Annotated in this window: 24 protein-coding genes, 2 pseudogenes and 1 riboswitch; of the genes and pseudogenes, 6 read left to right on the forward strand and 20 right to left on the reverse strand. The window is 38.9% G+C overall.

Features of this window, described 5'->3' with window-relative positions; all coding sequences use genetic code 11:
• Positions 1-13: 13 nt before the first annotated feature.
• From AWM76_RS05525 to AWM76_RS05550, 6 genes are all read right to left on the reverse strand, one after another.
• A complete protein-coding gene (locus tag AWM76_RS05525; RefSeq protein ID WP_003140864.1) occupies positions 14-1585 on the reverse strand; it encodes a S41 family peptidase in 1572 nt (523 codons plus the stop codon).
• A gap of 58 nt (positions 1586-1643) precedes the next feature.
• Positions 1644-1877: a YozE family protein gene (locus AWM76_RS05530; protein ID WP_003140866.1), complete on the reverse strand. Its 234-nt coding sequence runs from the start codon at positions 1875-1877 to the stop codon at positions 1644-1646.
• Between the two features lie 24 nt (positions 1878-1901).
• Entirely contained in the window at positions 1902-2555 is a 654-nt protein-coding gene (locus AWM76_RS05535; RefSeq protein WP_106427258.1) for a DUF2140 family protein, read from the reverse strand.
• Positions 2556-2572: 17 nt separating this feature from the next.
• Positions 2573-3076, reverse strand: a complete 504-nt coding sequence (locus AWM76_RS05540) for a dihydrofolate reductase (RefSeq protein WP_003140871.1) — start codon at positions 3074-3076, stop codon at positions 2573-2575.
• Positions 3077-3131: 55 nt separating this feature from the next.
• Positions 3132-4085: a thymidylate synthase gene (locus AWM76_RS05545; protein ID WP_003140872.1), complete on the reverse strand. Its 954-nt coding sequence runs from the start codon at positions 4083-4085 to the stop codon at positions 3132-3134.
• A gap of 61 nt (positions 4086-4146) precedes the next feature.
• Positions 4147-6060, reverse strand: coding sequence for an ABC-F family ATP-binding cassette domain-containing protein (locus AWM76_RS05550; RefSeq protein WP_003140874.1), 1914 nt, complete (start codon positions 6058-6060; stop codon positions 4147-4149).
• 172 nt (positions 6061-6232) lie between these two features.
• Between AWM76_RS05550 and AWM76_RS05555 the strand changes: the two genes are divergently transcribed.
• Positions 6233-6592, forward strand: coding sequence for a hypothetical protein (locus tag AWM76_RS05555; RefSeq protein WP_003140876.1), 360 nt, complete (start codon positions 6233-6235; stop codon positions 6590-6592).
• Between the two features lie 107 nt (positions 6593-6699).
• A complete protein-coding gene (locus AWM76_RS10825) occupies positions 6700-6870 on the forward strand; it encodes a hypothetical protein (protein ID WP_003140877.1) in 171 nt (56 codons plus the stop codon).
• A gap of 761 nt (positions 6871-7631) precedes the next feature.
• Here the strand turns inward: AWM76_RS10825 and AWM76_RS05565 are convergent.
• The 4 genes from AWM76_RS05565 to AWM76_RS05580 form a co-directional block, all read right to left on the reverse strand.
• Positions 7632-7853, reverse strand: a complete 222-nt coding sequence (locus tag AWM76_RS05565; RefSeq protein ID WP_003140880.1) for a hypothetical protein — start codon at positions 7851-7853, stop codon at positions 7632-7634.
• 78 nt (positions 7854-7931) lie between these two features.
• Positions 7932-8035, reverse strand: a riboswitch (SAM riboswitch).
• Between the two features lie 134 nt (positions 8036-8169).
• Positions 8170-8454, reverse strand: coding sequence for a hypothetical protein (locus tag AWM76_RS05570; RefSeq protein ID WP_003140883.1), 285 nt, complete (start codon positions 8452-8454; stop codon positions 8170-8172).
• 138 nt (positions 8455-8592) lie between these two features.
• Complete coding sequence (locus tag AWM76_RS05575; protein WP_003140885.1) at positions 8593-8982, reverse strand: type II toxin-antitoxin system death-on-curing family toxin; 390 nt, start codon at positions 8980-8982, stop codon at positions 8593-8595.
• Complete coding sequence (locus AWM76_RS05580) at positions 8979-9212, reverse strand: AbrB/MazE/SpoVT family DNA-binding domain-containing protein (protein WP_039934567.1); 234 nt, start codon at positions 9210-9212, stop codon at positions 8979-8981. The genes AWM76_RS05575 and AWM76_RS05580 overlap by 4 nt, the downstream gene beginning before the upstream one ends.
• Before the next feature lie 233 nt (positions 9213-9445).
• Here AWM76_RS05580 and AWM76_RS05585 point away from each other — a divergent pair, with 233 nt between their 5' ends.
• Positions 9446-10093, forward strand: a complete 648-nt coding sequence (locus tag AWM76_RS05585) for an IS6 family transposase (RefSeq protein WP_235585475.1) — start codon at positions 9446-9448, stop codon at positions 10091-10093.
• Between the two features lie 117 nt (positions 10094-10210).
• Here AWM76_RS05585 and AWM76_RS05590 read toward each other — a convergent pair whose 3' ends face one another.
• Together AWM76_RS05590 and AWM76_RS05595 are read right to left on the reverse strand one after the other, a co-directional pair.
• Positions 10211-11173, reverse strand: coding sequence for an NADP-dependent oxidoreductase (locus AWM76_RS05590; protein ID WP_003143880.1), 963 nt, complete (start codon positions 11171-11173; stop codon positions 10211-10213).
• Positions 11174-11197: 24 nt separating this feature from the next.
• Positions 11198-11611 (reverse strand): Ohr family peroxiredoxin, encoded by a 414-nt coding sequence (locus AWM76_RS05595; protein WP_039936072.1) that lies wholly within the window; start codon positions 11609-11611, stop codon positions 11198-11200.
• A 120-nt stretch (positions 11612-11731) separates the two neighbouring features.
• Between AWM76_RS05595 and AWM76_RS05600 the strand changes: the two genes are divergently transcribed.
• Entirely contained in the window at positions 11732-12166 is a 435-nt protein-coding gene (locus tag AWM76_RS05600; RefSeq protein WP_003143882.1) for a MarR family winged helix-turn-helix transcriptional regulator, read from the forward strand.
• A 235-nt stretch (positions 12167-12401) separates the two neighbouring features.
• On the opposite strand, the gene AWM76_RS10410 is transcribed toward AWM76_RS05600, so the two are convergent.
• From AWM76_RS10410 to lepA, 7 genes and pseudogenes are all read right to left on the reverse strand, one after another.
• Positions 12402-13846, reverse strand: a protein-coding gene (locus AWM76_RS10410; RefSeq protein ID WP_420869276.1) for an IS3 family transposase whose coding sequence is annotated in 2 segments (ribosomal slippage) — positions 12402-13301 and positions 13304-13846 — 1443 coding nt in all. Because the reading frame shifts where the segments join, the coding sequence is not laid out codon by codon here.
• Between the two features lie 130 nt (positions 13847-13976).
• Positions 13977-15863 (reverse strand): ATP-dependent zinc metalloprotease FtsH, encoded by a 1887-nt coding sequence (ftsH, locus tag AWM76_RS05615; RefSeq protein ID WP_106427269.1) that lies wholly within the window; start codon positions 15861-15863, stop codon positions 13977-13979.
• Between the two features lie 195 nt (positions 15864-16058).
• Positions 16059-16580, reverse strand: coding sequence for a dCTP deaminase (gene dcd / locus AWM76_RS05620; RefSeq protein ID WP_003141559.1), 522 nt, complete (start codon positions 16578-16580; stop codon positions 16059-16061).
• Between the two features lie 200 nt (positions 16581-16780).
• Positions 16781-16984, reverse strand: a complete 204-nt coding sequence (locus tag AWM76_RS05625) for a hypothetical protein (protein WP_039934948.1) — start codon at positions 16982-16984, stop codon at positions 16781-16783.
• Between the two features lie 108 nt (positions 16985-17092).
• Complete coding sequence (locus AWM76_RS05630) at positions 17093-18127, reverse strand: zinc-binding dehydrogenase (protein ID WP_003141562.1); 1035 nt, start codon at positions 18125-18127, stop codon at positions 17093-17095.
• 67 nt (positions 18128-18194) lie between these two features.
• Positions 18195-19010: pseudogene (locus tag AWM76_RS05635) on the reverse strand (SDR family oxidoreductase).
• A 268-nt stretch (positions 19011-19278) separates the two neighbouring features.
• Positions 19279-21102: a translation elongation factor 4 gene (gene lepA / locus AWM76_RS05640; RefSeq protein ID WP_003141566.1), complete on the reverse strand. Its 1824-nt coding sequence runs from the start codon at positions 21100-21102 to the stop codon at positions 19279-19281.
• Between the two features lie 826 nt (positions 21103-21928).
• Between lepA and AWM76_RS10965 the strand changes: the two genes are divergently transcribed.
• A complete protein-coding gene (locus AWM76_RS10965) occupies positions 21929-22312 on the forward strand; it encodes a helix-turn-helix domain-containing protein (protein WP_172545084.1) in 384 nt (127 codons plus the stop codon).
• Positions 22270-23103: pseudogene (locus tag AWM76_RS05650) on the forward strand (IS3 family transposase); the annotation flags it as partial. The gene AWM76_RS10965 and the pseudogene AWM76_RS05650, both read left to right, overlap by 43 nt.
• Before the next feature lie 108 nt (positions 23104-23211).
• Here AWM76_RS05650 and dnaJ read toward each other — a convergent pair.
• Positions 23212-24390, reverse strand: coding sequence for a molecular chaperone DnaJ (gene dnaJ / locus AWM76_RS05655; RefSeq protein ID WP_003141313.1), 1179 nt, complete (start codon positions 24388-24390; stop codon positions 23212-23214).
• Between the last annotated feature and the right edge of the window lie 5 nt (positions 24391-24395).

The raw sequence follows: 24395 nt of genomic DNA on the forward strand, positions 1-24395 counted from the left end.
GCTTTTGTTTTTATTATTCCAGAACTTCTACTGCTTTGTCTAGTTGGGTGTCATTAGAAGCGATCAATGCTTGGATAGCCGAAATCATGGCACTCGCTGTTTCCGTATCAATCACACCTGTTTCAGGAAGTCCTTGGTCCGCTTGTAAAGCTAGTACAGCACTGGTTGTATCCTCTGCAAAAACAGCATCCGCTTCGCTATCTTGGTAACCTAAGGCCACTAGGATCGCTTCAATATTTTTAATTGCTCCTGAAGCATCGCCTTCTTGGTAGGTTTGACTCGTATCAATTAAAGTTAAAGAAGCATAATCCGGTAAGTTGGCTTCAACATCCGGCGTTACCCCTGTTTCATTGATCCAAGTACCATTTGGTGTTAACCATTTAGCAATAGTAATTTTCAGTTCAGAATCAGATTCAAGAGAGAATATATTTTGCACAGTCCCCTTACCAAAGGTTTGGCTACCAACAACTGGTATGCCTGCAGATTCTTGTAGGGCTGCAGCTAGGATTTCTGAAGCTGAAGCAGACCCTTCATTTACTAATAAGACCACGTCTTCATCGACTTGGAAGTCGCCGTAATCCGCGTCTGACGCTTCATATACATAAGGATCCGCATCTTTTTCTTGAACTTGCATGATGGTATCTCCATCATTTAAGAACATATTGGCGATCTGTAAGGCAGAAGTTAATAAACCACCTGGGTTGCCGCGAACGTCTAAGACAAATTTCTCCGCCCTTTGTGATCTTAAGTCTTCAATAGCTGCAACCAATTCGTCGTAAGTTGGGGTTGAAAAACTCGTGATTTGAACATAACCAGTACTTTCTTGTCCTTCTAACATTTCGTAATAAACGGTTTGAATTGGAACGGTATCTCTTGTGACAGTCACATCAAAAGTATCTTCACCACGTTGAATCGTTAAAACGACATCACTGCCCGCTTCACCGCGGATTAAAGCGACTGCCTCCGTTGCGGAATAGCCTTGAATAGACTCTCCGTCAACGGCTTTGATGATATCATTGGCCATTAGGCCGGCTTCTTCAGCAGGAGACTCTTTAATTGGGCTGATAATTTGAATGTAGTCATCTTTTTCCATGATTTCAGCCCCGATACCTTCAAATGACCCTTCGATGGTTTCATCCAATTGTTGGGCTGATTGGTCGGTTAAATACTGAGAATATGGATCTTCTAGAACTTCTGTCATACCGGATACAGCCCCGTCAACCACCGCATCACGGTCCACATCTTCCACGTAGTCGCCCAAAATGGTGGAGAATGCAGCTTGAATTTTTTTGATTTCACTGGTGGTTAAAGCCGTACTTGAAGACCCTGTGATAATACTTTGACCAGGTAAACGGCCAGTTAAGACGTAAGATGTCCCAACAAACGTTACCCCACCAACGATAAGGATGGTCAGGATATAAACTAGCCAAGAAACGCCGCGTTTTTTAGGTTTTTGGTCATTATCAAGCTCATATCCGTCTAGACCATTTGAATGGATTTCTTCCTCAGTAACTGCTCTGTTATGTAATTCTTCAGCACTATTTTTGTTATCTTCTTTATTTTTTAAATCTTCATTTTCTGACATATGATTCACTACTTTCTGATAGACATGTTGGTCTCAAATATTTACCCAATATTTCCTCCTACACTTGGTATTTATCGGCATAGGATTGCCAAACTTCATCAAATGTCGATACGTAGTCAGAATAGCGTTGGTTTAATTCAATATAATTGCTAATTGTTTCAAAGTCGCTAGCTGATTTCGGAAAATCGCCATCTAAAAAGACCAGCTCAGCAAACTGCGCCTGCTGGTCACTCTCTAGTAAATCGGCATTTCTAAATATTTGTACATAATGATAAAAGGACTGCGTAATCATCACTCTTTCTAATTGTTGACTATCTTACTGGTTACCTTTCGCCCCTGTCTCGATTTGTTTCTCGATATAGTTCAATGGCACATCCAGTAAGATGTTGATTTCATCGTTAGCTAAGTCAATATCACTGGCCCGAATAGCGAAATCCATGTTTTCAGACACTTGGTCCAATCGGATAATAATTTGCGCATCAGCGGATAATACTTGTAGGGGTAAATCGGTAGGTAGGGTCAATTGGAAAATAGCCAATACTGTTGAGGTCGGCAATTGTAAGCCCGCTAATTCAATATTGGTCACGTCAAGGGCGATATTCCCATCTTCCATGACTGACGGCTGCCCTTGCATGGTATAAGCCACTTCAGTCCCCAATGCGTCTATTAGACCAGCAAATGACACCTGGTCATCTACCGTTAACTGATAAGGCACATCATCCCCACCGATCACTGCTGATACTAGTCGGTTGAAGGAAACAGTCGACAGGTTGGCTTCTGCTGTGATTGTTTCATCATTCACTTCTCCTGTCGTTACTGGTTCACCCAAACTGTTAGTTTCTTGATCTGTTGTTTGAATATACAGATAAAAAGCAACTACAGGTAGCAAAATTGCCAATAGTAATAACCAAAAAGCCCACTTCCAAGGATTTAATGGTTTCTTCGTATTCATATTCGTTTGTTTAGCCAAATAACCTACTCCTCCTTCTAATCCTCATCCACTTTTCGGTAGAATACGAATTTGTGTGGATAGGCATTCTTCTCATCCACGACCCCTTCAATCACCTCATACGCTTCGAAGTCATCTAGGTTCGGGTCAAAATGGACATCCCCATCAAATTCATGGTGAATTGTTGTCACACGTAATTCAGAAATATAAGGCCAAAATAGGCGGTAAATAGAATGGCCACCCATAATGATCACGTCTTCTTTTTCAGCTAGCGCCAAGATGTTATCGATAGAATCGGTTAATTCAACATCCGTTTGGTCATAGTCTGATTCAAAAGGTGATTTCTGGCGAGTAATGATAATATTGTGACGATTTGGTAATGGTTTATAATCCAAACCTGCGTATGTCTTACGCCCCATCACAACAGTCTTACCAACTGTTTGGTCTTTAAAGAACTTCAAGTCATTTGGTAAGTGCCAAGGTAGTTTGCCACCTTTTCCGATTAAATGGTTGATATCTTGTGCCCAGATTGCAATTAACATAGTAATTCCTCCTTATCAACTTGTGACAGAAATAGGTCTTGATTATTATCTATTATTAAACCGCTACTGGTGCCTTAATGGCATCATGAGCTTTATAACCTTTAACTTTAATATCATCTTTTTCTAGATCAAAGATTGATTTGCCTTCGCCACCAATTTCTAAAGTCGGTAGGTCAAGTGGTTGACGGCTTAATTGTTCATATACTTGGTTAAAATGGTTGTTGTAAATATGCGCATCGCCAAAGGTATGAACATAGTCACCAACCTCTAAACCTGCCTCACGTGCCAATAAATGTGTCAATAAAGCATAAGAGGCAATATTAAATGGTACACCTAGGAAGGCATCGCCAGAACGTTGGTAGAGTTGGCAAGATAACTTCCCATCTTGAACGTAGAATTGACTCATTGTATGACAAGGTGGTAAAGCCATATCTGGCACATCTTCTGGATTCCAAGCTGAAAGTATTATCCGCCGTGAATCTGGGTTATGTTTCAATTGGTCGATAATATTAGCGATTTGATCAATGGAATCACCCTCACGTGTCTCCCAATGACGCCATTGTTTACCATAAACATTCCCTAATTCACCAAACTCTCTAGCGAAATCATCATCTTCTAAGACGCGTTGGCAAAATGCTTGTTTAACTTCTTGGTAGACCTTTTTAAATTCTGGGTCGGCGTCAGCTCGTAAACCGAAATCCGTCATATCTGGTCCTTGATAAGCATCTGATTCAACCCAGCGTTTAAAGGCCCATTCATCCCAGATATGGTTGTTATTTTCTAATAAATAGCGGATATTGGTATCCCCTTTTAAAAACCATAACAGTTCACTCTTGATTAAACCAAAAGGGACTTTTTTAGTCGTTAATAAGGGAAATCCTTCGCTTAAATCAAAACGCATTTGGTAACCAAAAACTGATCTGGTTCCTACACCCGTACGGTCGCTTTTATCTTGTCCGTTATCTAAAATGTGTTGTAAAAAATCTAAGTATTGCTTTGCCAAAATCATTGCCCCCTAATTTAATTTGCATCGACTTCTTGCTTTTTATGTCATCATAAAAAATCTCATACTAATTCTCTAATGTAGATAGGTGCTCCCAGTAAGTCATTTTTTCAAGCAAATCATTTTCTTTGCTATCTTTCTCTAATTGCAATTCAGAAAGTTTGCCGTAATCATTTCCGTTTTCGTTCATTGCCTGGTCAATAGCCTCAATAGCCATTTCCAATTGCTCAATTTCACTCTCAATAACGGCCCAATCCTTCTTCTCTTGCCATGACATCCGCTTAGCTTTTGGCACCTCTTCTGTCACTGGCTCAGCAGCTTGCTTATTTTGTTCATTTTGACTAACCACTTTATGCGATTGACTGGATTGATTTTTCGCTTCTTTCATTGCGTCTCTATAGTCATGGTAGTTGCCGTAGAATAATTGTACTGTATTATCCAAGCTATCCACAATAATAAGTTTCTCAACCACCTTGTCTAGGAAATACCGATCATGAGAAACGGTAATCACAGTTCCATGGAAGGTCTCTAGGTAGTCTTCTAAGACAGATAAGGTATCAATATCTAAATCGTTTGTCGGTTCGTCCAAAAGTAAGACATTGGGTCTAGTCATCAATATCTTCAATAGGTACAGTCGTTTTCTTTCCCCACCTGATAGCGTGCCAATTAACATGCCATGCGATTCACGGGGGAACAAGAATTGCTCTAGCATTTGTGCGGCAGATGCTTGGGTCCCGTCATCATAAACGTACTCAGAAGCGATTTCCTGCACGTAGTTGATCACCCGCTTGTCTTCTGGTAGGTCAGTAGGGATTTGTTGGAAGTAGGCGATACGGACCGTTTCACCCGTTTTTACTTCACCTGAAAGTGGTGCCTGAATGCCAGCAATCGTATTTAGGAATGTCGTTTTACCAGCCCCGTTATCCCCAATTATCCCGACACGTTCTTTATTCTGTAATAATAGATTGATATTGGTAATTAAAGGCTTATTTGGGTAACCTACCGTTAGGTTATCGAATTCAAGGACTTTATTACCCAATCGTTGAGTATCCAAGTCCACTGTTAATTCGCTATCGTCTGTTGTTTGACTGACTTTTTCTTTCAGGTTTTCAAAACGGTGAATACGGGCTTGTTGTTTCGTAGTTCTAGCTTTTGCTCCTTTACGCATCCAAGCCAATTCACTCTTATACAATTTCTTCTGTTTCGCCATGGTTGCTGCTTCTATTTCATGCTCAGACTGCAATTTTTCCAAATAAATTTGGTAATTACCCTCGTATTGCTTCAAGTCACCCCGGTCCAAAGCAAAGATATGTGTCGTGATTTGGTCTAAGAAGTACCGGTCATGGGTTACAACTAGGACTGATTTCTTGTAATTAGCAATGTAGTTTTCTAACCATTCCACCATGTCAAAATCCAAGTGGTTGGTAGGCTCGTCCATCAGTAACAAATCCGGTTCTTCAATCAAAACTTTAGCCAAACCGACCCGTTTCCGTTGGCCCCCAGACAAGACTTTCACTTCTTGGGTTAGGTCATGAATACCTAATTTAGATAAGATCGTTTGGATTGTCGTATCCAAAGTCCAAGCGTTTTGCGCATTCATTTCTTGCTCAATCTGCTGAAATTTCTTTTGTAATTGGCTATTTTCTGGATCTAATTGCAAGTCCAAGGTAATTTCTTCATACCGACCAACTAATTGGACGATGGGACTTTCAGAGTGATAAACGGCCTCAAAAATCGTTTGGCTTTCATCTAGCTCTGGATCTTGAGTGACAATGCCCACTGTAAAATCTTTTGGATGTTCGATCTGCCCTTGATCTAGGCTAGATTTCCCCGCAATAATATTTAATAAGGTGGTCTTACCTGAACCATTGGCCCCAACCAAACCAACGTGCTGCCCTTCTCTAATTAAAAAGGAAACATCATTCAATAGTTGTTTCATACCATATGTTTTCGACCAATTTAACGCTTTATAATCTTTCATATATAACCTAGTCCTCTCCGTTCATTCTGTTTTATTTTACCATATAACAGAGGCTATTCAGAATGCTTTAGCAATTCTTATCTTTAAGGCTGACAAATAATGACTATCATTTTCCAAAATTACAATAATCCGGTATAATAAACCAACTAATTCCTATTGGAGGTGACCACTCATGAATAACAAACGTCGTGTCTATGTATACAACGGGTCCTCAGGTTTAGGCTGTCTCGGTCTGATTCTGGTCTTAGCCCTACTCATTTTCCTATTCATATTCTTCACGAAATTATTTATCCAACTCTTCCCGACATTATTATTGATTCTGTCAATCATCTTACTAGTCAGCAGTATCTATAACTTATGGCAATGGCGGAAAAAGGACAAGCATGCACAAGCTGGCGGCTTTATCGAAGTTGATGGCGTCATCGAACCCATCGAAGCGCCAGATAATCAAGCAAAAGACTACCATATACAAAGAATTTTCACATCAATTGCCGGTATCATCCTAGCCCTATTACTGATGAAATACCTATAGTATGGAGGCATTAGAATGCAAAATAAAGATATATCCACTAACACTGAAGAATACCAGTCCCAAATACAAGCGTAAAATTTAAAGAAACCATCCGAAAGATTACTTATGTGGTCGTTGCCCTGCTAGCCCTTGTTTTATTCGCTGGCTACTGGCTAGTCTGGTTTGGTTCTGCCGAATCACTTAAAAACTTCGCCCTCAATATGGGCTGGACCGGATTCTGTGTAAATAACATTGTCGCTGTTATTCAATGTAACTTACCCGGTTTAGTCATGTTCTAGCCTACGGACCCGTTGCTGACTTTGCCGCATTCGTGACCTTTCTTATCATCGGGTCCTTCCTATGCTTTTTGATCTTTAGGCATTACGGCGACCTATTCCTCCAAGCTTTTATTCCTGAGCGAGTTTACCAAAAATCTGTTCTGTCCTTCTCTAAACCACTACCTACATTCATCTATTTTGCAGGTGCTACAGGTTTGGGAAATGTCTTGATTAATTGGCTACCTACTATAATGTAGTTGAAATCTTTCAAAATAAACCTTAAAAAGGGGCTGGGACAAAAGGTCTCTCAAAAAAATACACTCCCAAAACTATGAACTTTTTCGTTCAGTAGTGGGAGTGTATTTTTCTATATCTTTATAAAAATAAACGAAAGTTGGACTACTTTTTTCGCAAAAGTAGTTTTGTCCCAGCCTCTAAATAGTTTTATTAGGAGGAAAACATGTCTACAGAAGAATTAAATAAACAACCTGATGGTGTCATTGTAAATAATCAATTAATTACAACTGATGAGATCATTGAGAGAACTAAAGTTTTTTTAGAGATAGAATAGCTGCAAACCATGTACTCTATCTTTCTCTGTTAACATTTCTTCAGACACTGGTAGCATAAATATATCTTCAATAGTTCTTATTAACTCATTATATTTATGGTAATCCTTATAAGCGTGGTACCCTACGAATACAAGCGCCAATTGTAAAATTAAGCTAGACAAATAAAAAAGAGAAACTGTTGTAAATAAGTACACTAGTTTCTCTTCGGTTTTATTCAATATAATTTCTTTTATCCTTAATATCTTCTAACATTTCAATAGTTTCTTCAATTTTAGGAAGAATTTCTTCGTACCAAGACAATCTTTTCCTACGGATTAAAACACCTACAGCGTGTGGCCTTGGATCAATTTCTTCCCAATAGGATTGTCGTTCCAATACGACTTTTTTAAGATCCACAAAATACTCTTTAACTTCAACTGCACTTACTTCCATTACAACAAAATCTCCTTTTATTATTTTGCAATAAAAAAAGCGCCACTTAGTAATTAAGAAGTGTTCGCCTGAATGTTTTACTTATTTTTCAAGTTTACACTTGTTGGATTTAGCACCGTTCCCTTAAGGTCGGTTGCTGAAGCATCATCGGGCCAATTCCCTCCACTTTCTCTTAATAAGTTTTGCTATTCTATTGTCAATATAAAATAGCAAAATTTCTTTAAAATGTCAATACTATGGTCGCTAAACTCGTAGTTACAGATTTCCTATTAAATTTCGTAGTTAGCTTATTTACCCTGTACAGCTATTTTATAACTCAAAGATAAAAAATTAATACTTTTCCAACTATAGGAGTTAAATTTATAATATTTGAATCTACCATAATTAAATTCTCCTTAAATCCGACAGTATTATAAAAAATGACAGGTATCTCAACTTTAATGACCGGTTGAATTGCTCTGTATAACGGATAGAGAGCGTATCCTTCTGAAATATCATAACGACTGTAAACTTTGCGATACTCATTCCCAGCTAACAAACAATCATCGAATAAGCCGTGGTTTATTTTTCGTCTTAAACCACGGTTAAAAATCTTTTTCATGTGGCTTCTGTTGTACTTATTTCTAGGAAATTTACGAAAACTCCTACTCCCATTAAGTCCCCCTTTCAAAGGTGCCTAATGGAGCTTCATTAGCCAGAACATAACAGTTCGCTCCTTTTTAATTGCTGTAATATTAATCTATTTTGAATGCACTTCGAGCCATGAAGAAATAGCTTCCCATGTAAGGTCTTTATCTGTAGCAATCGCTACCGTATAGTCTTCTATTTCTTTATTGCTAACGTTTAACGTCACACCGTTTAAACGTAAAAATGTATGAACCGCAACCAATGCGGTCCGCTTATTGGCATTGTAAAGACAGTGTTTCTGAACTAGTTTTTGGTACAATATGGCTGCTTTATCAAACAGAGTCGGATAAAGTTCTTTATCAAATACAGCCTGTTTCGGTAAAGCGACACACATATTCAAAGCGGTTGGCTCCTTTACGCCGATCTGCTCCTCAGGGCTGTAGCGTTGAATCTGCAGCGTATTAATCATAACTAATTCCCGTTCAGTTAAATAACGGATCATCGGCTAACGAGTCCTTCAAGTGCAACAGTGTAGTCATCCATCACTGCGTTAACCGTTGCTAAAAAATCGTCTTCTTTTTCGGCAGCTTTACGGATTTCAACGCGACCACCTTTGATAACATATTCAATGGGATCACCCACGTTTAAGTTGAGTTGCTGTAAGACATCGGGTGGGAGTGTCGTAATCACGCTGTGTCCCGATTTACGTGTACTTCTTTGAATCATTTTCATATTTATCACCTCATACATATAGTATATACGTATGTATTAAATGATCCAAGTATATACGTATGTATTTTAATAGCTTAATTCTGTTTGACTGGTTCTCTCACGCGTCTCTTTCATAAAATGATTTGTTCTGTTGCAAAGTTTTAAATCTACTATCAAATAAGGTAGCATAATAGAAAAAGATAGCAGGAGGAATGACGATGAATCATTTTAAAGGAAAGCAATTTCAGTAGGATGTGATTATTGTAGCCGTGGGCTACTATCTTCGTTATAACCTTAGCTATCGTGAAGTTCAAGAAATCTTATATGATTGTGGCATTAACGTTTCTCATACGACGATTTATCGTTGGGTGCAAGAATATGGCAAACTACTCTATCAAATTTGGAAAAAGAAAAATAAAAAATCCTTTTATTCATGGAAAATGGATGAAACGTACATCAAAATTAAAGGAAAATGGCATTATTTGTATCGAGCCATCGATGCAGATGGTTTAACCTTGGATATTTGGTTACGTAAAAAACGGGACACACAAGCAGCCTATGCTTTTCTTAAGCGGTTAGTGAAGCAGTTTGATGAACCGAAGGTTGTAGTCACAGATAAAGCCCCCTCTATTACAAGTGCCTTTAAGAAACTAAAAGAATACGGTGGCTTTTATCAAGGGACAGAACATCGTACCATTAAATACCTGAATAATTTGATTGAACAAGACCATCGTCCAGTAAAGAGACGCAATAAATTCTATCGAAGTTTACGCACTGCCTCTACCACGATTAAAGGCATGGAAGCCATTCGAGGATTATATAAGAAAACCCGAAAAGAAGGCACTCTCTTCGGGTTTTCGGTCTGTACTGAAATCAAGATATTATTGGGAATCCCAGCTTAAATCATAGATACCGTAAGGGATTTTATTCTTTATTTAAAACTTTGCAACAGAACCAAAAAAAGCAAGTAACATAGCAAGGAATTACTATGATACTTGCTATTCGTGATCATTTTTGACCTAATATGCATTTGATTCAGTTTCAGCAACTAGCACGATTTTTCCTACTGCATGGTGCGTTTCACTGAGTTCATGTGCAGCATAAATCCCCGCTTGGTTCAGCGGAAATTCAGCGCCAATCACGCTTTTTAGTTTCTTTTCAGCCATCAGCTTAACTAAGGATGCTAATTCTTCGCCATTTGGTTTCAGCCAGATAGCCTCAGCATGATTCCCTTTTTTTTGAATCCGTGGATCTTCGTCTATCGAAAGAATACTGATTAAACGTCCTTCAGGCTTCAGTACAGTGATGCTTTTTCGTTGTACCTCTCCTGCCATTGTGTCAAGAACCAAATCAATCTCACTTAAAGTAGTCTCAAAATCAGTCGTATGATAATCAATCACTTCATCAGCACCTAATTCTTTTAATAGCTGATGATTTTTCGGACTAGCCGTAGTAATTACATACGCGCCAGCTTCTTTCGCTAATTGAATCGCATATGTTCCCACGCCACCAGCTCCAGCATGAATGAGCACCTTTTGTCCTGCTTGAAGTTTCCCATGGGTAAATAGTGCTTGATAAGCGGTCAAACCAGCTAAAGGTAGTGCACCTGCATCTTTAAATGATACTTCTTCCGGTAATTTTGCTAGAAGATGATCATCAACAATTGTGTGCTCTGCATACGTACCAAACCGAGTCGTATCTGGTCTAGCGGCAACCCTATCACCAACTTTCCAGTCAGAAACCTGTGAACCTACCTCTTCAATGATACCTGCAACATCCCAGCCTAAAATAATCGGGAATTCCCATGGCATCATTTGTTGCAAATATCCTTCACGTAACTTCCAATCAAGTGGATTTACCGAAGTTGCTTTTACTTTAACCAACACTTGATGAGCGGATAACTCAGGTAACGTCACAGTTGCATCTGTCAGTTGTTCTTTCCCGCCGTATTGATTAATTACGACTGCTTTTGTCGTTGTCATCTTGCTTCATCCTTTCAAATAAAATTAGATTGCTTTTACTGATACTTCAATATTTCCACGAGTTGCACGAGAATAAGGGCATGTTTGGTGTGCGATTTCTAATAATTCTTGGCTTTTTTCTAAAGTAATTCCTTCAATGCGGCCTTCGATTTCAACACCTAATTGAACATCAGGTAATGCAGTTTGGCTCAAATTGTATAGTGAAACAGTTACTTCAATAGTTGATTCACCATCTACTTGTGCTTGTTTTTTCACATAATCCAAAGCACTGTTAAAACAAGCACTATATCCAGCTGCAAATAATTGTTCTGGGTTTGTCGCACCTGCTACTTTGTGTCCTGGAGCAACGATTGTCATTTCAAAAGAATTATCAGGAGAATGAACCTCACCGTTACGTCCGCCTGTATTAATCATTTTTGTTGAAAAAACTTTTTTCATATCTATTCCTACTTTCTGACATTTGTTTGGTTTTACCTTACTGAATACATTGTACACAATTTAATTGTATTTGAGAAATAATTTGTTTCTGTTAAAATAAAAAGAAAGGAGTTGCTTCAAATGAACGCAAATGACAATCCATTACAAAATGAATTATGTTTTCAACTTTATGTTGCTTCAAAAGAAAGCATTCGCATGTACAAACCTTTCTTAGATGAAGTCGACTTGACCTACACAGGCTTTATTACCTTAATGGCTATCGAGGACAACTTATCTGTAAAACAAATCGGTGAGCGGCTATTTCTAGACTCGGGCACGCTAAGCCCTTTATTAAAAAAGATGGAAAAACAAGGACTATTGCATCGCATACGAGCTAGCACCGACGAACGGCAATTGGTTATTCAGCTGACCGAGAAAGGAAAATCACTGCAAGAAAAACTTCCGTGCATTTCACGTGATGTCTACCAATCAATAACCAAATCAAGTGAATCTGGTGTATATGGCAATCTGATTTCACAATTAATTCAGCTAAACCAAAGCTTCCGTGAGGTTTAATCTACAAAAATGAAACTGAATTTGCTAGAATAAAAAATCCATAAACTCCATTAGTTTGCGATATAGTGGACCCAAAAAGTTAGACTAAATTTTATGAGAGTTGACCGATTGGTCAGCTCTTTCTTAATACATGCAATTTGGCTTAATTCCTGTTGTCGACAATACTTCTCATAAATTTCAATCTGTCAAGAGTAGTAGCGGAGCGACTCTTGATAGATTGAAACTTTGTGTGAAACTATGAAAAGACAATGGAATTAGTATATTGGCTGCGATACTGGACGGGGCTTAGCCATTCTAGTTTCTCTTTAATTCGTTCTTCATTATAATAGTTAATATAGTTGGTAATTGATTCGGCCAATTCTTCAAAACTATGATAAGTTTGACCATAATACATTTCTTGTTTGAGTATACTAAAGAAATTTTCCATTGGTGAATTGTCATAACAATTCCCTTTTCTAGACATACTTTGGAAGATATCATTATCTTTTAAAGTTTTTGAATACCGTTTCATTTGATAAGCCCAGCCTTGGTCTGAATGAAAAGTTCTTCTGAATATGCAATCATTTGTACGTTCTATAGCTGCCTTCAAAGCTTCCATCATACTTTCACCGTTAGGCCGTTTTGTTATTTGAAAACTGATGATTTCGCTATTGAATAAATCCATATAAGGATCTAAATAAAGTCTGCCTGTCTGAGTGTTGCCTAACTGGTCCATATAATAGTATTTGAATTCAGTTGTATCAGTCGTAATTTTTTGATGTGGAACTGATGTGTTAAAACGTCGTTTTAAACGATTTGATGCTACTTTCCCTACAGTTCCCTTATAAGACTTATACTTTCTGCTTTTGTGTGAGAAGGTAGTTACAAGAATGCCTAATTCACGCATTAAGCGTAATACTTTCTTCCGATTTATATGATAACCTAATTTTTTTAACTCGGGAGTCAGTCTTTTATACCCATAATCTTTATTTTTCTCTCTTAGTTTTAGTAATGCGTCTTTGTAAACCTTATCCTTGTCTGGGCGTTTAGATTGCTTCCTAATATAGTGATAAGTTGCCTTTGGAAAGCCAGTTACTCTCAAAATATCAACTAATTTGAATTTACTAATAGTATGGAGATTGTAGATTGCTGGAACTATTTGTTTCTTTGTTGCTGTTTCTCTGCTTCCTGCAATCTCCCTAATTCCTTTAAAAATTCATTCTCGATTCTCAAATCACGATTTTCGTTTTCAAGTTGTCTCAGACACTCAACGTTTACATCTTCTCTAGTTATATTCTTTGGATCCTGAAATACTTTCTTATCAGCTTTCTTCCGTTTACCCATTTTCGGTGGCCTACCTCTCTGTTCTGATAAGCCATCGGCGCCTTTCTTGAGGATAGTAGTACGCCAATTACAAATTAAACTAGGGTTATTCATCCCTAATGAATTGGCTACTTCTCGATAACTCATCTCTGTTGTTTCATATAATTTTACAGCACTAAGCTTAAAATCAACAGCGTAATGAGTTTGATTCTTACTACGTTTTAGTCCTTCGATTCCAAATTGTTGATAGCTATTAACCCATCTTCTTACAATAGAATCTTGTATATTATATTTCTTTGCTACCGCTAGGTAGCCACCATAGTTCCCCAGATAATGTTTTACAATTTCCAATTTAAATTCTAGTGAATATTTTGCCATAAAAATAAACCCCCAAAAGTTAGATTTTTGGTCTAACTTTTGGGGGCCTCTACACTTTATAAAAATAAACGAAAGTGGGACTACTTTTTTCGCAAAAGTAGTTTTGTCCCAGCCTCTTTTTTATTACTTGTTATTTATTTAAAATTTGCATGAATTGTTGACCGGTAATGGTTTCTTCTTGAATTAAGTATTCAGACAGCTCATCCAATTTTTCGCGGTTATTCATCAAGATTTCGCCGGCTTCTTGATGGGCACGTTTGATCAATTCAATGACTTCTTGATCTGCTTTTTCAGCGGTACCACCGGATACCTGACTCTGTGTATTGTCAGACAAGTAACGATTAGTGCGACTTTCTAATTGCATCATGCCGAAAGTATCCGACATCCCGTATTGAGTGACCATAGAACGGGCAATTTTCGTCATTTTTTCAATATCATTTGAAGCTCCGGTAGTGATTTCACCAAAGACCACTTCTTCAGCGGCACGTCCACCTGCAAGGGTCATCAATTGATTGTACAACTCTTGTTTGGTGTAAAGTGATTTCTCACCAGTTTCAACCTGCATGGTATACCCAAGGGCACCTGACGTACGCGGTATAATCGTAATCTTCTCAACTGGCGCTGAACCAGATTGTTGGGCCGCAACAAGGGCGTGACCAATTTCGTGGTAAGAAACGACGCGACGTTCTTCTGGTGATAAGATATCGTTCTTCTTGATTTGACCAGCCAAGACAACATCTACCGATTCATCTAAGTCAATTTGGCTAATTTCCTTGTGTTTGTTGCGAACGGCACGTAGCCCCGCTTCGTTAATGATGTTGGCAAGGTCGGCACCGGATGCCCCAGCAGTTGCACGTGCAATGTAACGGTAATCGATATTTTGACCCATCTTATATTCTTTAGCGTGGACACGAAGAATTTCTTCACGGCCTTTTAAGTCAGGCAATTCCATAGACACTTGACGGTCAAAACGGCCAGGACGTAACAAGGCTTTATCTAATGATTCAGGGCGGTTAGTTGCAGCTAGGATGATAACACCCTTGTCGCCTTCGAACCCATCCATTTCAGTAAGCAACTGGTTTAAAGTCTGCTCACGTTCGTCATTGGTTGAATAAGAATTGTCACGAGATTTACCAATAGTATCAATCTCATCAATGAATACGATACATGGCGCTTTATCGTTGGCTTGTTTAAAGAGGTCACGCACTTTAGCTGCCCCTCGTCCAACAAACATCTCAACAAATTCAGAACCTGCGATAGAGAAGAATGGGACACCAGCTTCACCAGCAACGGCTTTGGCCATCAAAGTTTTACCTGTCCCTGGAGGTCCTACTAGTAAGACACCACGCGGTGCTTGGGCACCAATTTCTTGGTATTTCTTCGGTTCCTTCAAGTAATCTACCACTTCAACTAAAGACTCTTTGGCTTCATCTTGACCAGCCACATCTTTAAAGTTTCGTGAATTATCTGATTTTACATACATTTTGGCATCTGACTTACCAAAGTTCATACCACCAAATCCACCACCAGATAGGTCGATTTTAGAATCGGAACCACCTGTCATCTTCCGCATTAATTTACCCATTAACCAGTAGATAACGGCAAATGGTAAAATAAAGGTTAATAAGAATGAGATGATCGGCGAAGTTGGTTGGTAGATTTCCGTTTGGTAGGTCACATTGTTCGATTCCAAACGGTTAACTAAATCAGGATCATCCACCTTACCAGTTGTATATACTTGCGTTTCGCCGTCCGTTTCAGCGGTCCAAGTTAAATCATATTGATTAATTTCAACACTTTCTACCTGGCCAGCATCTACTTGGCTCACAAATGAAGAATACGGCACTTCTTCCACCTGCATCCCAGTAATGGCTGGGAATAATAAATTCAAACCAAGGATTACCAATATAATCCACCAGAAGGCATTCATAAAGTTGAAATAACCACCACCATTAGGTGAGTTCCCAAAATTAAACCCTTTCTTCCGATTTTTATTCTGTTTTTTATTTTTGCTCATATATTCACTCCTACTCATTTTGTCAAAAATATATAAGTTATTTAGACCTGACATCCTTGTCAGATTCTACACTCCTTAACTACAAATATATTATAACGCATACAAAGTCAGGTTTGGTCAAAGCACACTTGCTTTCACAAAAAAAGCCATATTCATGGCTTTTCTTCATAGAATATTCATAATTACCTTAATATCTTATTGGATGAAATCTTGGTACAAGCGTGATTCTTGAATCCCTTGGTTGTTGGCATATTTTCCAGAAGAATATAAATTATATTCACCGTTAATTGTATGATAGTAAATCTGGCAAATTTCAACATTTGGATAGATGCGGATTGGCTGTAAACAGTGCATTTCTAAGGTCCAGTAACCAGAGAAACCAACATCCCCAAACCCAGCCGTCACATGGATATACAAACCTAAACGACCAATTGATGAACGGCCTTCAAGCATGGGTACATATTTATCCGTTTCAGTATATTCCACTGTACGGCCTAAATACAATTTGCCTGGTTCTAATAAATAACCTTCTTCAGGAATTTGAATCGATTTCAAGGTTGGTTTTTTCTTCATATCCAACACATCATCTTCGTAATAGGCCAATTCATTTGAAAGTCTCAAGTTATAAGAATTGGGATTAACCTGACTTTCATTAAATGGCGTTATTTTAATGCCAATTCCTTGCTCTTCAGCAATTTTCTTACCTGATAAAATCATATACTCACCCTTTGTTCACTATTTTATTTCATTATACCTTTAATTTGGCAAAAAGAAAGATGGTTTCGAGCTAGTGATTTTTGGAAATAGGACACATGCAAGTAAAAACCGGAAGCTATTCACTTCCGGCTAACAACATTTATTATTTTAAATAGGCTTTGATAGCATCTTTGAATAAAACGATTTTTCCTAAATAGTCTTCAACACATACATATTCGTTTAATTGATGGGTAATTTTTCTTCACCAACTGTACCAAGGACTCGGATGCTACAATTTGTTGGGTTTCAATATCATATCTTGCAAACAGGTCAGCTAGGTAATTAGCCACTTCTTTCTCATTGGCATTGACCAATTTAATTTTCACAATATCTTGCAAGAGTTGAATTCGTTGTTCTTTTTCCAAAATCAAACTCCCTAAGTTTTTATCACATCTATCATATGAATCTAATCCTTGTCAAAGACTATTCAGACCGTATACAGGTGAATCATTTAGGGGGAAATGGTAATTTAGTTATTCAGAAATAACGAGTAAAGATTTAATGGCACGGCGTTCGTCCATTGCTGCATAAGCTTCTTGCACGTCATCTAAATCAAAGGACATGTTGAATACCTTACCTGGATTGATGCGCCCATCAAGAACGGCATCTAATAAGACTGCACGGTCATGGGTTGTCACAGCTGCACGGCCACCACGAAGGCCGATGTTTTTCCAGAATAATTTATTGGTATCTAATTCATCGATATGTGGCACACCAACCCGGCCAACGACGGCACCTGGACGCGCCAATTGGACGGCAGTTTCAACGGCTAATTGTGAACCGACACACTCTAAAACAGCGTCAGCACCTTCGCCAGTCAATTCCATGATTCGGTTGATCCCTTCGTCTCCACGCTCAGAAACAATGTCAGTTGCCCCAAATTCAAGGGCTAAATCTTGGCGATCTTTGTGACGACTCATGATAATGATGCGTTCAGCTCCTAATAATTTAGCCCCGATAACACCACACAAACCAACTGCCCCGTCACCCACAACGACTACTGTATCGCCAGCTTTCACTTCAGCAGTGACAGCGGCATGATAACCGGTAGCCATAACGTCTGCCAAGGTGGTAAATGACTTCAACATATCTGCAGAATAGTCACTAGGTTGGCCAGGAATTTTCACAAGCCCCCAGTCTCCTGATACATAACGTAGGTATTCAGCTTGGAAACCTAAGGCGCCACCTGTAAAAGTCGTGCAATCGCCGTCAAATCCTGCCTTACATGCAGCGCAGTGTCCGCAACCATTGGTAAATGGTACGATAACAAAGTCACCTACTTGGACATTTTTAACTGCTGCCCCAACTTCTTCGACAATTCCAATCGCTTCGTGGCCTGTTTGCGAGCCTGAAGCCTTGTCATTAATACCTCGGTACCACCATAAGTCGGATCCACAAACACATGCACGCACAACGCGGATAATGGCATCGTGTGGTGCTTGAATTTGCGGTCGGTCCATGTTAGTGACGCTCATATTTCCTGGTTCATTAAAAATTGCTGCTTTCATATTATTACGCCCTTTCTGATTTTAAAATATTCTTTATCAAAATGATTTCGTTTGGTTATTCGCTAAATCAACCGCCATAATAAAAAGTTGCTGTTACCCCGCCGTCAATCAAGAAATCTGATCCGGTAATAAAGGCACCATCACTGCTCATTAAGGTTGACGCTAGATTAGCCACTTCATCCGCCGTTCCTGGACGACCTGCTGGATTCTTCGCGAACATATCTTTATAGAAATCGCCGCGTGGGTCGTTAAATTAGTCAAGTGCTAAGGGTGTGACAATAATACCAGGTGAAATCTCATTAATACGGGCACCCTTTTTAACCCATTTAAGGGATTCAGCTATGACCCGTTTCTCATTTCCTCGTTTAGCCAATTGGTAGGCGTGTAGCGAGTCCTTGACTTTGTCAGTTTGCAACAAGTCTAAAGTCAACAATTGGTCTATTGGTGTTGTCGCTAGTAACCGGTCCTCTTCGGCGGTTAAGGCTGGCATCCTGTAGCCTGACTGACTAGAAATAGTGACGCCACTACCACCTGCTTTGATGACTTTACCCACTTCTTCTAACAACACAGCCGTCCCATACAAATCTACCTTGAGGATAGGTTCAATGGATGCTTGACTTGGGGACACCCCTGCTGCGTTAATCAACAGGTCAATTTCCCCGTAGGATTGCCCTTTTTCAATAAAAGTGACGATTGAATTCTTATCAGCAATATCAATTTCAGTGGCTACAGTATCAAATCCAGCCCCCTTCAAATTATCCGCAATCACGATGGCATTGTCAAAGTTTTTGTCACCAATTAGAATCTTATGGTTAATGCCGACACGACGGGCAATGGCCATCCCTATCTGACCAGCACCTACTAACAATAGTACATCTTTCACTTTAACCCTCCTAGCAAAACCGTGATCATTGCAATACGAGATGAGGAACTTTGATTCTTTCCTCATGTCTAGGACAACTATACACCTTAGAGTGCACTCTAAGGCAAGAGGTTATTAAAGTGATTTGAAAATAAAAAAGCATGCTAGCTAGCCAACACCCCTTCAACAAATGATACTTTAAAAATCAAAAATGATAAAAAAGAGACTAATGACATTTATCGTCATTAGTCCCAAAGTGATTGGTATCATAAATATACCATTTTAAATTTTATTCTTCGCCCATATCTAAGATGGCTAAGAAGGCTTCTTGCGGTACTTCGACTGAACCTATAGCCTTCATACGTTTCTTACCTTCTTTTTGTTTCTTCAATAGTTTTTGACGACGGGTAACGTCACCACCATACAACTTAGCCGTAACGTCTTTACGTAAGGCTTTAATATTTGTACGGGCAATAATTTTATGGCCAATTGCTGCTTGAATTGGTACCTCAAATTGTTGCCTTGGGATAACGTCTTTCAACTTGCTAACTAAAGTACGACCGCGGCTTTCAGCGAAATCTCTATGTACAATAATTGACAAGGCATCGACAACGTCACCGTTTAATAAGACATCTAATTTCACTAAGTTAGATTTTTGGTAGCCACCTAATTCATAATCTAAAGAAGCGTAACCTTTAGTATTTGATTTCAATTGGTCAAAGAAGTCAAATACAATCTCAGATAATGGCAATTCATATTTAACATCAACACGAATATCATCCAAATAGTCCATAGTGATAAAGTTTCCACGTTTACGTTGGGCTAATTCCATTACGGCACCAACATATTCTTGCGGAACCATGATATTAGCTTTTACAATAGGTTCTTCAATAGATTCAACATAAGTCGGATCTGGCATTTCAGATGGGTTAGCCACCTCAACCATTGTGCCGTCTGTTTTATGAACATGGTAAATTACCGATGGTGTTGTCGCAATCAAGTCAATATTGAATTCACGTTCAATACGCTCTTGGATAACGTCCATATGTAACATACCTAAGAAACCACAGCGGTAACCAAAACCTAAAGCTTGAGAAGATTCCGCTTCGAATTCTAATGAAGCATCGTTTAATTGTAATTTTTCCAAGGCTTCACGCAAGTCAACATAGTCTGAAGAATCCACTGGATATAAACCACAATAGACCATTGGGTTCATTTGTTTGTATTCAGCTAATGGTTGGGTTGCAGGATTGGTCGCTAAAGTGATCGTATCCCCAACCCGTGTATCTTGGATAGTCTTAATAGAGGCAGTAATATAACCAACGTCCCCGGCCATCAAGTAGTCACGCGGAATTGGTTTTGGTGACATAATCCCAACTTCAGTAACATCAAACGTTTTCCCATTTGACATGATTTGAATTCGGTCACCATTACGGATAACACCATTTTCCACACGGACACTCAAAACAACCCCACGGTAGGCATCGTATACAGAATCAAAAATCAAAGCTTGTACAGGTGCTTCAATTTCACCAGTTGGTGCAGGTACTTTCTCAACGATTTGTTCTAATAACTCATTGATACCGATGTTGGCTTTAGCTGAAGCTAATACAGCATCAGAAGCGTCTAAACCAATCACGTCTTCAATTTCTTGTTTCACTTTTTCTGGATCAGCTGCCGGTAAGTCAATCTTATTGATGACTGGTACAATTTCTAAATCATTTTCAACAGCTAGGTATACGTTAGCAAGTGTTTGGGCTTCAATCCCTTGTGCTGCATCCACAACTAATACGGCCCCTTCACAGGCTGCCAAAGAACGTGAAACTTCGTATGAAAAGTCTACGTGTCCTGGTGTATCAATTAAATGGAAAATATAAGTTTCCCCATCGTTCGCTTTATATTCTAACTCGATGGCATTCAACTTAATCGTGATACCACGTTCTTGTTCAAGATCCATAGAATCTAACATTTGGTCATGCATCTCGCGATCAGAAACCGTCCCTGTATTTTGTAGGATGCGGTCCGCTAAAGTAGATTTACCATGATCAATGTGCGCGATGATGGAAAAATTTCTGATTTTTTCTTGTCTGTCTTTCATTTCTTGGATATTCATTTTCCATCCCCCTCTTATTTTCAGCAATTATCATTATAGCAAAATTACCCCACTACCACAACATTTTGCCCGCTTTAAGATCAACAAGTCCATCTGTAGTAATAAGTAAATGCTAGATTGAATTTTTCAGCTATTTTTCGAATAAAAATCAGTTGAAAAGTATGGCATCCTAGCCTTAATAAAGTTTCTGTACCAATTAATATAGTGAATGAATTCAAATTCATTTAAATGATGTTGATGAATTTCCGATGACCAATTGAAAGTAGCTAAGAAAGCCCTCACTATTAGCGACGATAGATTCTATCCACTGGCAATAGGAGGCCTCCTTCAGATTTTAAGCCCCAAAACTAAGCCCTCCTAAACGAATAACGAAAAAAAAGTAGCACCAGTCAGATTGATATGCTCCCCCTAAAGTAGACACTTAAAAAAGAAAAATTACTTTAGGGGGATTTTTATGCGTTCAAACAGTAAACATACAACTGAAGAAATCGAAAGATATATTTTGATGTATCTGAATGAAGGAATCAGTTTCAAAGAATTAAAAGAAGCCTATGGTTTATTAATTAATTGGACGTCCTTTTGGGATAAAGTCTTAAGATACCAAGAGCATGGAATTAGTGGGATTCAAGTTAAATCTAAGTACAATAAATATAGCAAAGAATTTAAGGACTTAGTTGTGAAAGAATATTTAGAAGATAGATTACCTATAGGTCAGCTAGCTGTTAAATATAATATCCCAAAAGTTGATACTGTCAGGAGCTGGATAAACAAGTATACTAAAGGGGAAGAAATGAGGAGCTATTCTCCAAAATCCGAGGTGTATACGATGACAGATAAAAAATCAACACAAGAAGAAAAAATCAAAATAGTCCAAGACTGCCTAGCTAATAGTTTATCTTATAAAAAAACTGCTGAGAAGTATCAGGTATCCTACAATAACGTGTATTCATGGGTTCAAAAATATAAGAAGCATGGTCCTGACGGACTAGTAGATGGACGAGGTCGCGGCAAACCAAACTCTGTTCAAACGGAAGAAGAAAGAATCCGGGCTGAAAATGCAGCTTTAAGAGCACGAAATGAGTATCTAGAAACGGAGAACGTAGCGTTAAAAAAGTTAGAAGAAGTGGAAAGAGAGTTGATGTCACGCAAACGAGGTATGAAGCGGAATACCAAACGATCAAGAAACTACAAAAAGAAGGATACAAAGTAATCCATCTCTGTGATGCTTTGGGTGTGAGCAGAGCGGGTTATTATAAGTGGTTGAAACGCAAGCCGACTGCGTCGGAAAAACGGCTTCGAAAGCTTGTTGAATTAATCCTTCAAGTCTATGAAAAGCATAAAGGTATTTATGGCTATCGTCGAATAACTATCTATCTGAACTACTTCATGAACGCTAAAGTAAACCATAAGTGTGTCTATCGTTTGATGAAATTACTGAACTTGAAAGCTGTTATCCGTCGGAAACGATATCGTTACAAGCCCCACAATCCTGCACATATCGCCGATAATGTCCTCAATAGAGAATTCCGAAAGGACTATCAATCGATGGAAGTCTTATTAACCGATGTGACTGAATTTAAGTATGGAGAGAACGCCAAAGCTTATCTTAGTGCCATATTGGATTATGGCGAAAATAAGATCGTAGCCTTTAAACTATCGAAACGTAATGATAATGCCTTAGTTCGTGATACAGTTCGCCAAATTGAAGACAAGATTATATCAACCCAAACGCTTATTCATAGCGATCGGGGATATCAATACACGTCATACGACTTTAATAATTTTGTGAAGAAACATCAACTCACCCACAGTATGTCTCGTGTGGGGAAATGCATTGATAACGGTCCAATGGAGAACTTTTGGGGAATTATTAAAGAAGAAATGTATCGGCTGAAGACTTATGTGAGCTTTGAAGAATTAGAGAATGATATTAAACAATATATTGGGTTTTATAACACTCAACGGGTGACGTTAAAAATGGGCTTAAGCATTCCGGCATAAAAAAAGCCATGGATGAAAAGTATCATACATGGCACAAAAATTTTGTTTATTTACCTGTCTACTTGACAGGGTGCAGTTCAGATCGACTAGTGCTACTTTTTTCATTTATTAAGAAAATGCGTCTTTCAATTTATCAAAGAAACCTCTGTCTTCTTCACTTACTTCGTCTTTTGAAGCTTTAGCGAAAGCTCTCAATGAAGCTTTTTGTTCTTCATTTAGATTCTTAGGTGTAACCACTTTAACAGTTACTATTTGGTCACCATTTGAATTACCATTTAATTTAGGTGCACCCTTACCGCGTAGACGGAATTTCGTACCTGTTTGTGTACCAGCTGGCACTTTCATCGATACTTTACCGTGAACAGTTGGGACTTGAATTTCAGCACCTAAAGCCGCTTGGGCGAAGTTAATTGGTAAGACATAGCGGATTTCTGCCCCTTCACGCTCGAATATTTCAGAAGGTTTCACATGGAAAACGATATACAAGCTTCCTGCTGGTCCATTATTTTTACCAGCATTTCCTTGCCCGCTTAGACGCATGCTTTGACCATCTTCAACACCGGCTGGTACGTTAACTTTCACTTTATGTGTTACAGTTTCACGTCCAGCACCGTGGCAGTGGTGGCAAGCTTGGTCGAATACTTTCCCTTTACCTGAACATTCATGACATACAGATTGAGAAACCACACGACCTAATGGTGTTTGTTGGTAAACTTTTTCAACACCAGAACCAGAACATGTTGGACAGGTATGCACTGCTGTACCTGGTTCAGCACCAGATCCTTCACATACTGTACAGTCTACTTCACGACGGTAAGAAATCGTTTCTTCCGTCCCGAAAATAGCTTCTTCAAATTCTAGGTCCATATTGTATTGTAAGTCATCACCTTGTTGCGGTGCATTAGGGTTAACCGTACGGCCGCCTCCACCGAAGCCACCACCGAAACCGCTGAAGCCTCCGCCGCCTCCACCAAAGAATTGCTCAAAGATGTCTTCAAAGCCAGAGCCGCCGTAAGATTGGTAACTACCACCACCAAATCCGCCGCCTCCACCGAAGCCACCGTCAGTAGCTGCGTGACCGTATTGGTCATAGGCTGCACGTTTTTGGTCATCACTTAAGACTTCGTATGCGTCAGAAATTTCTTTAAATTTGTCTTCCGCATCCGCTTCTTTGTTGATATCTGGATGATATTTTTTTGATAATTTTCGATAGGCTTTCTTTATTTCATCCTTACTTGCGGTCTTTGACACGCCAAGGACTTCATAGTAGTCTCTTTTTTCAGCCACACTGT

Origin of the sequence: Aerococcus viridans (assembly GCF_001543285.1) — a bacterium.
Lineage (GTDB): Bacteria > Bacillota > Bacilli > Lactobacillales > Aerococcaceae > Aerococcus > Aerococcus viridans.

Bases quoted from the DNA above. Each gene is read 5' to 3' on its own strand.
- AWM76_RS05540 (WP_003140871.1), bottom strand. From the start codon at position 3,076: ATGTTAATTGCAATCTGGGCACAAGATATCAACCATTTAATCGGAAAA.
- AWM76_RS05570 (WP_003140883.1), bottom strand. From the start codon at position 8,454: ATGAAAAAGATTTTTAACCGTGGTTTAAGACGAAAAATAAACCACGGC.
- AWM76_RS05565 (WP_003140880.1), bottom strand. From the start codon at position 7,853: ATGGAAGTAAGTGCAGTTGAAGTTAAAGAGTATTTTGTGGATCTTAAA.
- lepA (WP_003141566.1), bottom strand. From the start codon at position 21,102: ATGAATATCCAAGAAATGAAAGACAGACAAGAAAAAATCAGAAATTTT.
- AWM76_RS05600 (WP_003143882.1), top strand. From the start codon at position 11,732: ATGAACGCAAATGACAATCCATTACAAAATGAATTATGTTTTCAACTT.
- dcd (WP_003141559.1), bottom strand. From the start codon at position 16,580: ATGATTTTATCAGGTAAGAAAATTGCTGAAGAGCAAGGAATTGGCATT.
- AWM76_RS05545 (WP_003140872.1), bottom strand. From the start codon at position 4,085: ATGATTTTGGCAAAGCAATACTTAGATTTTTTACAACACATTTTAGAT.
- ftsH (WP_106427269.1), bottom strand. From the start codon at position 15,863: ATGAGCAAAAATAAAAAACAGAATAAAAATCGGAAGAAAGGGTTTAAT.
- AWM76_RS05590 (WP_003143880.1), bottom strand. From the start codon at position 11,173: ATGACAACGACAAAAGCAGTCGTAATTAATCAATACGGCGGGAAAGAA.
- AWM76_RS05630 (WP_003141562.1), bottom strand. From the start codon at position 18,127: ATGAAAGCAGCAATTTTTAATGAACCAGGAAATATGAGCGTCACTAAC.
- AWM76_RS05580 (WP_039934567.1), bottom strand. From the start codon at position 9,212: ATGAAAATGATTCAAAGAAGTACACGTAAATCGGGACACAGCGTGATT.
- AWM76_RS05575 (WP_003140885.1), bottom strand. From the start codon at position 8,982: ATGATCCGTTATTTAACTGAACGGGAATTAGTTATGATTAATACGCTG.
- AWM76_RS05555 (WP_003140876.1), top strand. From the start codon at position 6,233: ATGAATAACAAACGTCGTGTCTATGTATACAACGGGTCCTCAGGTTTA.
- AWM76_RS05550 (WP_003140874.1), bottom strand. From the start codon at position 6,060: ATGAAAGATTATAAAGCGTTAAATTGGTCGAAAACATATGGTATGAAA.
- AWM76_RS05525 (WP_003140864.1), bottom strand. From the start codon at position 1,585: ATGTCAGAAAATGAAGATTTAAAAAATAAAGAAGATAACAAAAATAGT.
- AWM76_RS05530 (WP_003140866.1), bottom strand. From the start codon at position 1,877: ATGATTACGCAGTCCTTTTATCATTATGTACAAATATTTAGAAATGCC.
- AWM76_RS10965 (WP_172545084.1), top strand. From the start codon at position 21,929: ATGACAGATAAAAAATCAACACAAGAAGAAAAAATCAAAATAGTCCAA.
- AWM76_RS05595 (WP_039936072.1), bottom strand. From the start codon at position 11,611: ATGAAAAAAGTTTTTTCAACAAAAATGATTAATACAGGCGGACGTAAC.